9 protein-coding genes are annotated in these 12,854 nt (G+C 66.0%); 7 read left to right on the top strand and 2 right to left on the bottom strand.

What is annotated here, in order from left to right; genetic code table 11:
* Positions 1 to 343: 343 nt before the first annotated feature.
* From AC1Q64_RS09105 to AC1Q64_RS09080, 6 genes are all read left to right on the top strand, one after another.
* Positions 344 to 1,546, top strand: a complete 1,203-nt coding sequence (locus AC1Q64_RS09105) for a PepSY-associated TM helix domain-containing protein (protein ID WP_492251092.1) — start codon at positions 344 to 346, stop codon at positions 1,544 to 1,546.
* Complete coding sequence (locus AC1Q64_RS09100; protein WP_492251091.1) at positions 1,543 to 1,785, top strand: hypothetical protein; 243 nt, start codon at positions 1,543 to 1,545, stop codon at positions 1,783 to 1,785. Before AC1Q64_RS09105 ends, AC1Q64_RS09100 begins: the two co-directional genes overlap by 4 nt.
* Before the next feature lie 380 nt (positions 1,786 to 2,165).
* On the top strand, positions 2,166 to 2,915 hold the full coding sequence (locus AC1Q64_RS09095) for a TonB-dependent receptor (RefSeq protein ID WP_492251090.1): 750 nt from the start codon (positions 2,166 to 2,168) through the stop codon (positions 2,913 to 2,915).
* Positions 2,916 to 2,993: 78 nt separating this feature from the next.
* Positions 2,994 to 5,177, top strand: coding sequence for a TonB-dependent siderophore receptor (locus AC1Q64_RS09090; protein WP_492251089.1), 2,184 nt, complete (start codon positions 2,994 to 2,996; stop codon positions 5,175 to 5,177).
* Positions 5,178 to 5,569: 392 nt separating this feature from the next.
* Entirely contained in the window at positions 5,570 to 6,538 is a 969-nt protein-coding gene (locus tag AC1Q64_RS09085; protein ID WP_492251088.1) for a porin, read from the top strand.
* Positions 6,539 to 6,809: 271 nt separating this feature from the next.
* Positions 6,810 to 7,526, top strand: a complete 717-nt coding sequence (locus tag AC1Q64_RS09080) for a formylglycine-generating enzyme family protein (protein WP_492251087.1) — start codon at positions 6,810 to 6,812, stop codon at positions 7,524 to 7,526.
* Between the two features lie 180 nt (positions 7,527 to 7,706).
* Here AC1Q64_RS09080 and AC1Q64_RS09075 read toward each other — a convergent pair whose 3' ends face one another.
* Entirely contained in the window at positions 7,707 to 9,143 is a 1,437-nt protein-coding gene (locus AC1Q64_RS09075; RefSeq protein ID WP_291438305.1) for an NAD-dependent succinate-semialdehyde dehydrogenase, read from the bottom strand.
* A gap of 78 nt (positions 9,144 to 9,221) precedes the next feature.
* Between AC1Q64_RS09075 and AC1Q64_RS09070 the strand changes: the two genes are divergently transcribed.
* The gene (locus AC1Q64_RS09070; protein WP_492251086.1) at positions 9,222 to 10,394 is read left to right on the top strand and encodes a pyridoxal phosphate-dependent aminotransferase; all 1,173 of its coding nucleotides are present in this window, start codon (positions 9,222 to 9,224) and stop codon (positions 10,392 to 10,394) included.
* Positions 10,395 to 11,296: 902 nt separating this feature from the next.
* Here the strand turns inward: AC1Q64_RS09070 and AC1Q64_RS09065 are convergent.
* Complete coding sequence (locus AC1Q64_RS09065) at positions 11,297 to 12,793, bottom strand: efflux transporter outer membrane subunit (protein ID WP_492251085.1); 1,497 nt, start codon at positions 12,791 to 12,793, stop codon at positions 11,297 to 11,299.
* Positions 12,794 to 12,854 lie beyond the last annotated feature (61 nt).

Genomic DNA, 12,854 nt, shown 5'->3' with positions numbered 1-12,854 from the left:
CTCAATTTTTGGTGAATTTATCATTTTGGTCAATTTGTTTTTATCAATTAAGGCGGGGTTCAGCAGCACAAATTCAAATTCGCAAAATCACAACGATTGATCGGGAATCATTCTCATTTGCGAGATAAAATTTCGCTCCGCAAGCGAAAGCCCTTTCTCTCGGCTGCAGCCAGCTCCCTCCGTCATCAGATGCATTCGGGTTGCCTGGCTTGAACCACTCCTTTCTCTCTGCCCCTTCCGGTATGGCCGCCGCTCGGCGTCTGGCCTTTCTGTGCGTGCATGCGCAGCGCTCTGGAAGTCCCAGCCCTCACAGCAGCAACGCGCTCAGCAAGGTCGTCGCTCCATGCTGAGCCCCTCCGCCCTGCGCCGCTGGAGCTGGACCCACAAGTGGTCCAGCCTGGTGTGCACTGTCTTCATGCTGCTGCTGTGCATCACCGGTCTGCCGCTGATCTTTCACCACGAAATCGGCCACCTGCTGGGCACCGAGGTGGAGACGCCTGCGATGCCCGCCAACACGCCGCGCGCGAGCCTGGACGAGGTGTTGGCCACCGCACAGGCGCTGCACCCCGAGCGGTTGGTGCAGTTCGCGTCGCATGCGGGGGACGATGACAACGTCTGGTTCGTCACGCTCACGCCCACACCGGCGCCCACCGATGATTTCCGCTCCGTGGCGGTAGATGCGCGCACGGGCCAGGTGCTGGCGCAGCCACGGTTTGACGAAGGCTTCATGTACGTGATGTTCAAGCTGCATGTGGACCTGTTTGCGGGGCTGCCGGGCAAGCTGTTTCTGGGGTTCATGGGCTTGCTGCTGCTGGTGGCCATCGTCACCGGGGTGGTGCTGTATGCACCGTTCATGCGCAAGCTGGCGTTTGGCGAGGTGCGGCGGGATCGGTCCACGCGGGTGAAGTGGCTGGACCTGCACAACCTGCTGGGCATCGTCACGCTGATGTGGGCCTTCGTGGTGGGTGGCACGGGCATGATCAACACGTGGGCCGACCTGCTCATCAAGTACTGGCAGTACGACCAGCTCTCGGTACTGCTCAAGCCGTATGAGGGCCAGCCCATCGTGCCCGCTGCCGGGCGGGGGCCGCTGCAGCAGGCGCTGGTGGCCGCGCAGGCCCAGGCACCGGGCACCAAGCTGTCGTTCATTGCGTTCCCGGGCACGGCGTTTTCCAGCCCGCACCACAACACGTTTTTCCTGCGCGGCAACGAGCCGCTCACCTCGCGCCTGCTCAAGCCCGTGCTGGTGGACGCGCGCACAGCGCAGGTCACCGCATCGCCCACGCTGCCGTGGTACCTGACGGCGCTGCTGGTGTCGCAGCCGCTGCACTTTGGCGACTACGGCGGTATGCCGATGAAGATCCTCTGGGCGCTGCTCGACATGGCCACCATCGTGGTGCTGGGCAGCGGGCTGTATCTGTGGCTGCGCAAGGGCGTGCAGACGAGGAGCCCTTCGGCACAAGCCGCGGGCATCGCCACCGATCACTTGGCGGGCGGTGCATTGCCAACATCAGGCGCGGCGCGCACTACCGAGGGGGCCGCATGAACCAGCACAGCCCTTTCTGGGCCCTGTGGGGCTGGCCCATCGTGATGGGCGTTCTCACCACCACCGGGCTGATCACGGCCCTGGTGTCTGACACCTGGGGCGACTGGTGGTCGTGGGTGGCGCTGGGTGTGCCGGTGGCGGTGATGGGCTGGTATAGCTGGCCTCGTACATCCGCCACATCAGCGGCAATGACAGCCGCAGCCGATGCAACCGGCATGCCTTCCTCCGCACCGCGCTGAGTTCATTGTTTTTGGATCCCCTCTTCCATGCGTTCCGCACCGTTGCCCCGCACAAACCGTCAGCCACATCTGGCGTTCCTTGTCACCTCCGTGGCCCTTGCCGCACACAAGGGCCTGCAGGGGTTAAGCGGGCTGACCTGGGGGCCGCGCGGGACTCGCCCGGCTGGATCTTGCTGAGCGTGGGCGTGGATTTCTAGAACCGGCGCCATTCGGCGCAATGCAGCCCAGATCCGATTCCGGGCCAAAAAGCCACCGAACGCCTTCCTTCAGGCGCTGGCAGCTATCTAAAAGAGAGCATTCATTCCCCCGCATCGCCAGGGGCGTGGAGCACTGCGCTCCGCTGTTTTGTTGTTACTGAAACCACTGAAAGGAAATCATCCATGCCGTCCAAACCACACCATCCAGCCCCGCTGCGGACCGCCCTGCTGGCCTGCGTCGCGCTCGCTGCGATGAACACCGCCCAGGCGCACCAGGTCTGGCTCGAAAACGCCGGGGGCCAGGCGCGCCTGCACTTTGGGGAGTTCAACGAGAACCTGCGCGAGACATCGCCCGGCCGGTTGGACCAGTTCAAGGGTGTGCCCGTGCTCGAACAGCAACGCACGGGCGCCGCCGCCCAGCGTGTGGAAGGCCAACTGGGCAAGGACGCTTTTGTCTACCCCGCCGCCGGCACGCCCGACACCCTGTTTGCCACCGCCACCTACCCGCTGATCGACCGCAGCAAGCGCAACCTGCCCGCGATGGTCTGGCAGCCCGCCGCCCGCTGGGTGGCCAGCCTGGCCAAGCCCGTGGCCCCCACCGCAGCGCTGGACCTGGTGCCCACCGGCAAGCCCGGTGAGCTGAAAGTGGTCTACCAGGGCGCCCCGCTGCCCAAGGCCAAGGTGCAGCTGGCCGCACCCTCGGGCTGGACGCGCGAGGCCGAGGCCGGTGAAGACGGCACGGTGACCTTCGTCACCCCCTGGAAGGGCCAGTACGTGGCCGAGGTGAAGCACAGCGACAAGACCCCGGGCGAGGCGCAAGGCGCGCCCTACGGCGAAGCCAGCTACGTGACCACGCTGAGCTTTGTGCTGGCCGACGGTATGGCATCGCCCGCGCTGCCCCCTGCGGTGACACCAGCCTCCGTGGGACGCTGACCGGCGCCCATTTCAAGCCAAAACGGCCGCTTGCGCTAATCGAATATGCCCAAGTAGCTATCTAATTAATAGCAAATCATGCATCCTTCCACACCCCCCTCGCGCGCGTGCCGCGCGCCGCGCACCGCTGTGGCACAGGCCGCCCTGCTGCTGCTGTGCGGCGCAGCAGCCCATGCGCAAACCGCCCCGTCCACTACGGCCGAGACCACACTGGCCCCTGTCACCGTCTCTTCGGGCGCGGGGCAGGAGAACCCCACCGCGCCCGTCACAGGCTTTGTGGCCCAGCGTGCGCTCAGCGCCACCAAGACCGACACCCCACTCATCGAAACCCCGCAGGCCATCAGCGTGATCACGCGCGACCAGATGGAAACCCAGGGCGTTCAGACACTGCGGCAGGTGACGGCATACACCGCCGGTGCGGTGTCGAACTACTTTGACAGCCGCGTGGACAGCTTTGCTGCGCGCGGCGGCACGGTGAGCCAGTACCAGGACGGGTTGCTGCGCACCTACGGCACCTACAACACCAGCAGGCCAGACCCATACACGCTGGAGCGCGTGGAGTTTCTGCGCGGCCCCACCTCCGTGCTGTACGGCCAGGGCAGCGTGGGCGGCGTGCTCAACCTGACCAGCAAACGGCCGCAGGCCGACACCCTGCGCGAGGTGCAGGTGCAGCTAGGCAACAACGCACGCAAGCAGATCGCCGCCGACCTGACGGGCGCGCTCGACCAGGACGGCCAGTGGCTCTACCGCCTGGTGGCCGTGGGCCGCGACAGCGGCACGCAGGTGGACCATGTGGGCGACAACCGCGTGGTGTTTGCGCCATCGCTCACCTGGAAGCCCAATGCCGACACGTCGCTGACGCTGCAGGCGCTGCACCAGAAGGACCAAAGCGGCTCGCTCATTGGCTTCTTTCCGTGGCAGGGCACGCAGCTGCCCAGCCGCTACGGCCAGATTCCGCGCAACACCTTCATCAGCGAGCCGGGCTGGGACGCGTATGACACCAGCAACAACTCCTGGGGCTACCTGTTCAGCCACCGCCTGAACAGCGACTGGACGGTGCGCCAAAACCTGCGCCGCACTGTGAGCGAGGTGGACTACCGCACCATCTACACCAGCTTCACCGCCAATGCCGCCACCGGCCGCCCCGCGCGCCCCGTGTTCAACAGCGACAACCGCACGCTGGTGCGCGATGCGGTGTGGAACCTCAACACCGGCCGCATGCTGCTCGTCGACACGCAGCTCGAAGGCAAGCTGCAGGCGGGCAATACCGCGCACACAGTGCTCGCAGGCCTGGACGTGCAGCGCAACCACACCGGCCAGCAGGCCTGGCGCGCGGTGGCGTCGTCCATCGACGTGTACAGCCCCGTTTACGGCAACTTCACGCCGCCCACTGCGGCGCAGCTGGTGCGCCAGCCCAGTGTGGTGCAAAAGCAGTTGGGGTTCTACGCGCAAGACCAGATCCAATGGGGCCGCTGGACAGCCACGCTGGGCCTGCGCCACGACAGTGCCCAGACCGATACCGAAGGCCGCCCTGCCGCTGCCGTGGACGACAAGGCCTGGACCAAACGCGCAGGCGTCACGTACCAGATGGACGGCGGCTGGGCGCCGTATGTGGGCTATTCCGAATCGTTCCAGCCCCTGGGCGGGCTCGACGCGTACGGCACGCCCTACAAGCCCCAGCGCGGTGAACAGTGGGAGGCCGGCGTGAAGTGGCAGCCGCCAGGCCAGGGCATCAGTGCGTTTGCCGCCGTGTACACCCTGCGCGAGAAGAACCGCAAGACCACCGACCCCAGCAACCCGCTCAACAGCCTGCAGATCGGCGAAGTAAAGGTCAACGGTTTCGAGGCTGAGGTGCAGGCCAGCATGGCGCGCCAGTGGGACTTCACGGTGGGCTACGCCTTCACCGACGCCCAAATCAGCCGCAGCAACGCAGGCGACCAGGGCCAGCCCGTGGCCAGCGTGCCCCGGCACACCGCGTCGGCCTGGCTGAGCCACCGCTTTGCAGCGCAGGGACGTGGCGGCTGGGTGGTGGGCGCGGGCGTGCGCTACACCGGCTCGCAATGGAGCGGCACCAGCGCCATCAGCACCCCTGCCGCCACGCTGGCCGATGCCATGGTGGCGTACGACGCTGGCGACTGGCGTGTGGCTTTCAACGTGGTCAACCTGACCGACAAGGTGCACATCACCCAGTGCCTGGCACGCGGGGATTGTTTCTACGGACAGGCGCGGACGTACACGCTGACCTCGACCTATCGGTTCTAAAGACCGCCATGTGGGGCCTGCGCCGCTGCTGGAAATGGCTCCACAGAGGCCGTGGCGCAGGGCCCCGCGCCACACCGGTCCCAGCACGCGCGGGGCTTGCGCCGCATTCGCAACCCTGATGGGGGTGCCGGGCTCCGGCTGGTCCCGGGGACTTGTAAGCGGTATCACAACCATGTTGCGCCGCTACGACATCTTGATGACAAAAAGGTGTTTTCCCCGCTGGCGGCCAATCACGGCGGCCAGTAGCATCCCCCTCCGTTGCAAAGTGCAACGATCACATCACCACAGGCACCAAACTTGCTTGTAGCGGCGGCCCAAAGGCATCACCCCTGTGCGTTTTTGGCCGGTGATTATTTGTCATCAAACAAAATTTGATTTAAGGAACCTCGCGAATGAAAACATTGAACCGTTGCGCCCTCGCCGCGCTGGCCCTGGTGGGTACGTCTGCTGCCTTTGCACAGAGCAGCGTCACCCTGTACGGCCGGGTCAACACCAGCTTTGAACACCAAAAAGACGGCAATGTCTCCAAGACCGGCCTGTTCAATAACTCCTCCCGCTTCGGCTTCAAGGGCCAGGAAGATCTGGGCGGCGGCCTGATGGCGGGTTTCCAGCTGGAAAGCGGCTTTGACTCCAGCTCCGGCGCTTCCGACTCGCGCGGCATTTTTGCCCGCCAGAGCGAGGTGAACCTGTCCGGCGGCTTCGGCATGGTGCGCCTGGGTAACTTCACGTCCGAGTCGTACTACGCGACGGCCGACTTCATCAGCAACCACAACCACGACACCGGCTCTTCGGCTGACGCCCTGTACGCCTACCCCGCCCGTGACGTCAACAAGATCGCTTACCGCACCCCCAGCCTGGGCGGCGCAACGTTCGAGGCCGGCTGGGCCCAGCACGAGCAGCCCAGCGGCACCGGCGGCAAGAACAGCATGGACCTGGCTGCCAACTACGAAATCGGCAAGCTGGGCCTGGGGGCTGGTTACTCCAAGCTGGGCGACCAGAACCAGTTCGCAGTGCGCGCTTCGTACTCCACCGGTCCTTTCGTGATGGGCGCCTACGTGCAACGCGACAAGAACGTGTTCATCGCCAACGGCGGCAACCGCACCAACCTGCGCCTGTCGGCCGCGTACATCATGGGCGTGTCCGAGTTCCACGTGAACGTGGGCCGTGCCGGCGACTACTCCAAAGTGTCCAACAGCGCCGCCACCCAGTACACGCTGGGCTACAACTACAACCTGAGCAAGCGCACCAAGATCTACACCTACTACACCCGCATCAACAACAGCCAGGCTGCCACCTACGGCGTGTCGGCTCCGGGTAACGACTTCAGCTCCTTCGCCGTGGGCGTGCGCCACAACTTCTGATAGCGCCCCACATGCTGCTGCCCTGACTGGTGGGAGGGCAGATACACAGCCAATTACCCCGCACTTCTTTGGAGTGCGGGGTTTTTTTATGCCCCCGCATGCCGGTGGAGGTATGTGGCCACATTGCGGACTGAGCGTCGCCACGTTGGCACCACGGGTCCGTCAGCGGTTCCAAATCCAGCGCCGCCCACAGGCTTTTGCAGCGGCAGATACTCTGTGCCACACCGGCCGGGCAATGACCTCCTGGCTTTGAAACGGGGAATACAGGAACATGCAAACACAGCGCCACGCAGCCAGCGCCACCCTGGTGCTCTGGGCCCTGACTGCGTCTGCCCAGACCACAGGGCCGGTGGTACTGGACGACCTGCGCGGCCTGCGCATCGACAAGACTGAGGTCACCATCGCCCAGTTTGCGCGCTACGCACAGGCCACAGGCACCACCACCCGTGCCGAGCGCGAAGGTGGCGGTTTTGAATACGTCGGTGGCTGGCAGCGCCGCGCGGGCTGGACCTGGCAGCGCCCCGATGGCGTGCTCCCAGACACCGACCAGTTGCCCGCCGTGCACCTCACCCACGCCGAGGCCCAGGCCTATTGCCAATGGGCGGGCGGCCGTCTGCCCACCGCCACCGAATGGCGCGCCGCTGGCTTCACCGAGTTGCGCGCCCAACCACCCGCACCCTGGGTGCGTGGCACCACCTACCCCTGGACGACGGGCCAGAGCCCGCAGGGCGCCAACACCAGCGACCCCGACCCCTGGCCCCGCGCAGCACCCGTCAACGCCACCGCAGCCGGGGTGAACGGCCTGCACGACATGGGCGCCAATGTGTGGGAATGGGCGGCCGATGCGCGCGGCGACGAGCGGCGCACGATGGGTGGGTCCTGGTGGTATCCCGCGTCGCAAATGCGCGCGGATGTGGAGGCCTGGAAGCCTGCAGACTTTTATGCGGTGTACATCGGATTTCGCTGCGTGTACGACCCGAAGCCTTAGGGCTGGAAGGGGCGGCACCATCTGTGAGGGGATCTTTTCTATGCCCGCAAACCGCACGACCTGCCGTCGCCCCCTCTCGTGCGACCTTGAAAAGATCGTGATCAGGTTCTCAGAAAGCAGAAAGGCCCCCGACGCCTATGGCACCGGGGGCCTTTAACTACCGCGCTCAGAGCGCGATGGTCACACGTTCATGATCGACACCAGGCGCGTGTTCAGGTGCGCCTCGATGGCCTCCGGGCCACCCTCGGAGCCGTAGCCCGAATCCTTCAGGCCGCCAAATGGCAGCTCGGCCGCAGGGGCTGCGGCTTGGTTGATCCAGAGCATGCCCACTTCCAGGCGCTGGGCCAGCAGGTGCGCGTTCTTCAGCGACGAGGTGAAGGCGTAACCGGCCAGGCCAAACGGCAGGCGGTTGGCTTCGGCAATGGCGTCTTCAATCTTCTCAAACCCACGGATGGCGGCCACGGGGCCAAAGGGCTCTTCGTTCACGATGCGGGCCGACAGGGGCACGTCGTTCAGCACCGTGGGCTGGAAGAAGTTGCCTTCGCTACCAATGCGCTCGCCACCCGTCACCAGCGTGGCGCCCTGTTGCACGGCGTCAGCCATCAGGTCGGCCATGGCGGTGATGCGGCGCGGGTTAGCCAGCGGGCCCATCTGCGTGCCGGCGGTCAGGCCGTCGCCCACCTTCAGGCCCTGGGCGTATTTGGCAAACGCGGCGACAAAGTCGGCGCGGATGCTTTCGTGCACCAGGTATCGTGTGGGCGAAATGCAGACCTGGCCTGCGTTACGGAACTTGGCCCCGCTGCCGATCTTGATGGCGAGTTCGAGGTCAGCGTCTTCGGCAACGATAACCGGGGCGTGGCCGCCCAGTTCCATCGTCACGCGCTTCATGTGCTTGCCCGCCAGCGCCGCCAGTTGCTTGCCCACGGGCGTGGAGCCGGTGAAAGTGACCTTGCGGATGATGGGGTGCGGGATGAGGTAGCTGGAGATTTCAGCCGGATCGCCATAGACCAGGCCCACGGTGCCTGCAGGGACACCCGCATCCGCAAACGCGCGGATCAGCTCGGCGGGGCTGGCGGGGGTTTCCTCAGGCGCCTTCACGAGGATGGAGCAGCCTGCGCCCAGCGCGGCGGCCAGCTTGCGCACCACCTGGTTGATGGGAAAGTTCCAGGGCGTGAACGCGGCCACGGGGCCCACCGGGTCCTTGAGCACCATCTGCGTGGCCTTGAGGTTGCGCGAGGGCACTATGCGGCCGTACACGCGCAGCGATTCGTCGGCAAACCATTCGATGATGTCAGCCGATGCCATGGTTTCGACCTTGGCTTCTGCCAGGGGCTTGCCCTGCTCTTGCACCATGATCGCCGCGATGGCCTCGGCGCGCTCGCGCATCAGCGCTGCGGCGCGGCGCATGGTCTTGGCGCGCTCGGCGGCGGGCATGTCGCGCCAGGCTTCAAAGCCCTTCTGTGCGGCGTCCAGCGCGCGGTCCAGATCGACCTTGGTGGCGTGGGCCACACGGCCGATTTCTTTGCCCGTGGCGGGGTTGAACACGGCAATGGTTTTGCCTTCGGCGGCGTCTTGCCACTGTCCTGCGATGAAGAGCTGGGTGTTGGGATAAGTCATGAGCGTTGGGGTCAGCCAAAAAAATCAAAAAAACGACTATACGCCTGCGATGATGGCTGCGTATTTCAAGGAGATTGCATGCGAGAAGTAGTCCGAAGCCTCGAAGAGTCGCGCATCCGCGAGGTGGCCAACGAAGGCCTGGGGCGCAGCGATGTGCTGAAGTTCTGGTTTGGCGAGAGCGACGAGGTGACGCCCGACTTCATCCGCGACGCGGCCATTGCGTCGCTGCAAAAAGGCGAGACCTTTTACGCCCACAACCTGGGCCTGCCCGAACTGCGCCACGCGATTGCGGGCTACATGCATGGCCTGCACCCGCAGCAGCACACCGATGCATGGTTTGACCGCATCGCAGTCACATCCGGCGGCGTGAACGGCCTGATGGTGGCCGTGCAGGCCCTGGTGGACGCGGGTGACGAGGTGGTGCTGGTCACCCCCGTGTGGCCCAACCTGGTGGCGCAGCCGCGCATTCTGGGCGCACAGGTGCGCACCGTGCCGCTGGTGGCCGACGCACAGGGCGCGTGGCGCCTGGACATGGACGCGCTGCTGGCAGCCATCACGCCCGGCACGCGCCTGCTGGTCGTCAACGCCCCTAACAACCCCACGGGCTGGACGCTGACGCGTGAGGAGCAAGCCACCATCCTGGCGCACTGCCGCCGCACGGGCACGTGGATTCTGGCGGACGAGGTGTATGAGCGGCTGTACTACGCTGGCGACACGGCCAACGGTGCCGCACCGAGCTTTCTGGACGTGGCCGAGCCCGAGGACCGGCTGATCGTGACGCACAGCTTTTCCAAGAGTTTTCTGATGACCGGCTGGCGTCTGGGCTGGCTGGTGCTGCCACCGTCGATGACACCTGCGGTGGGCAAGCTGATCGAGTTCAACACCTCGTGCGCACCGGTGTTTGTGCAGCGCGGGGCCACGGTGGCGCTGCAGCGCACGGATGAGGTAACGCCCGCGCTGGTGAACCATCTACGCAACTGCCGGGACACGCTGGTGCCGCTGCTGGCCGAGGTGCCGGGAGTGTCGGTGGCCACGCCACATGGGGGCATGTATGCGTTCTTCCACATCGACGGGCATGACGAGTGTTTGCCACTGGCCAAGCGGCTGGTGCGGGAGGCGGGGCTGGGGCTGGCGCCGGGCAGTGCGTTTGGGGGAGAGGCTGCGGGGTGGTTGCGGTGGTGTTTTGCGAGTCGGGATGTGGGGAGGTTGGAGGAAGGGGTCGAGAGGTTGAGGGGGTGGCTGAAGGGGTGATCTGGAGTTTTTTGAGCCTTTTTGGCCGCAGGCGCTAGTGGGATATGCGGTGGTAGCTATTGATTTTGTAGTGTTTGGTGGGGTGTGCTGATTAGGCCGCATGCTGGTGTTGAGGGCGGAGGCCGGGAGTCGCCCGGCATGCGAGTCCCTTTCTTTCGCGTCGCCGAAAGAAAGGAACCAAAGAAAGGGCGACCCCACTGTCTGCGTCCCCGCCGCTGCGCGCCGGGGCAACCTGCGGTGCTCGGGTTTGGCGGGGTCTCGCTCAACTCGCGCCGCTGCGCGTCGCTCAGACACACGCGAGCCCTGATCCGCCAAACCCTGCGCTCCTCGGCGCATCCACAGGGGCAAGGGGAGCAGAACATCCACACGGGCCTTTGCTTCGCTCGGCCTCTCTCGCGGGCGCAAGCGCCACGCGCTGCGTAGGCGCGGCCGAGCGCAGCAATGGCCCGAGTGGATGTCCGGCTGTTTGGATGTTCGGCTGTCCCACCCCCTGCTGGCTGCGCCTGCGGCGGGGCGGTTGGGGGGTGGCACGCGCGTCGCAGCGCGCGTGCTTCGTGCTCAGACTCGCCGTGGCTGTCTGAACGAAGCTGCAACTCAGCGCAGTGAGTTCCACGGCGCACCCCGCAACCGCACCGACGCAGGTTTGCCCCTTCGCAACGCGAAGGGGTCGCAGACTGGGGGGCGCCTTTTCTTTGGTGACTTTCTTTTGGCGAAGCAAAAGAAAGTTACTCGCTCGCCGGGCGACTCCCGGCCTCCGCCCTCAAGCCAGGCACGCGGTCAAATCAACGCACCGCAGCGTAAGCACACGCAGTTCAAAAGAGAAACAAGCAAGCAGCACACTACAAAAAGAATAGCTACCCAGGCAATTTCCACTAGCGCAAGCAGCCCAAACCGCTCAAAAACTACTGCGACACAGCCGCCACCTTCACCACAGGCTGATCCCCCCACCCTCCCCCGAGCGCCCGAATCAACCCCACGGTCGCCACATACTGCGCCGTCCGCACCTGCAGTTCCTGCCGCCGATTGCGCAACTCGCTACGCCGCGCGTCCAGCAACTCCAGCTGACTCACCAAGCCATTGCGATACCGCGCATCCGACAACTGCGTGGCCCGCCGCGCAGCCGTCACCGCACGTCCCTGCGCCTCGGCCTGGCCGGAGAGCAGGCGCAGCGAGGTCAGCTGATCCTCCACGTCACGAAACGCATTCAGCACCTGCCCCCGGTGATCGGCGAGCGCAGCCTCCAGGCGCGCCTTCGCCCCCTCGATCTGCGCATCGCGCTGGCCGCCGTCAAAGATCGGCAGCGACAGCAGCGCACTCACGCCCCATGCACGGGCCGACCACTTGAACAGGTCACCCAGCTCGGGCGACGCATGCCCCGCATTGCCGGTGAGCGTGACGGCCGGGAACCAGGCCTTCTGCGCCACGCCCACGCGGGCTTGCGCGGCCAGCACGGCAGTTTGTGCGGCCGACACATCAGGACGACGCGCCAGCACCGTGCCAGGCACGCCAGGCGGGATCACCGGCAACGCGGCATCGCCCGTCGCGGGCGGCAGCACGAAGCCGCTGGCCACCTCGCCCGCCAGCACGGCCAGCGCGTTGGTCAGCAAGGCCTGCTGGCGCTGCAACGCCAGGGCTTCGGATTCGGTGGCGGCCACCTCGGTCTGCACACGGGCTACGTCCAGCTCAGCCACATCGCCCGCCTGCAGGCGACGCTGCGTCAGGCGCAGCGTGCCTTCGTAGGCAGACAAGCTCTCTTGTACCAGCACCTGCTCGGCCTGCACGGCGCGCAGCTGCAGATAGGTTTGCGCCACGTCGGCCTGCACCATGAGGCGCGTGCTCTGCAGCAGGGCTTCGCGCGCGTCGGCGTCCAGCCGCGCGGCGTCGCTGGTTTGCGAGAGGCGGCCAAACAGGTCCAGCTCGTACGAGGCGTTGAGCCCCGCCGTGCCCAGCGTGGATGGCACCACGCTGCCCGTGCTGTTGACACCGGCCTGACGTGCAACGCCCGCCGAGGCGCCCACTTGCACCGAGCGCGCAGCATCGGCAGAGCGCAGCAGCGTGCGGGCCTCGGCCAGGCGTGCGGCGGCCTGCTGGATGCTGGTGTTGGCCTGGCCCGCGCGCTGCACCAGGTCGGCCAGCACCGGGTCTTGAAAGCCCAGCCACCATTCGCCGCGTGGCTGTGCCTCGGCGGGGGCAGCCACCGTCCAGGGGGCGGCGGGCAGCGCGTCGCCACCTGCCGTGAAACTGGTGGGCACGGGCACGCCCGCATGCGGCGCGGGGGCCACGGGCTGGGTCATGCAACCGGCCAGCACCAGGGCGGCGGCCAGGGGCGCCAGCAGGCTGCGTTTGCGCACGGCAAGGGCACTGTCGGTGGAGTTCTTCTTCAATAGCAGATCGGTCATGGTTGGTCTCCTGCCCCAGCCGATGCTCCCTCTGCAACCGGCAGCGTGGACATCGTGGAGC

The sequence above is a fragment of the Acidovorax sp. GW835-FHT14G06 genome (assembly GCF_058793595.1).
Note: the sequence above shows the minus strand (reverse complement) of the source record. Positions and strands in the feature narration are given on the sequence as shown.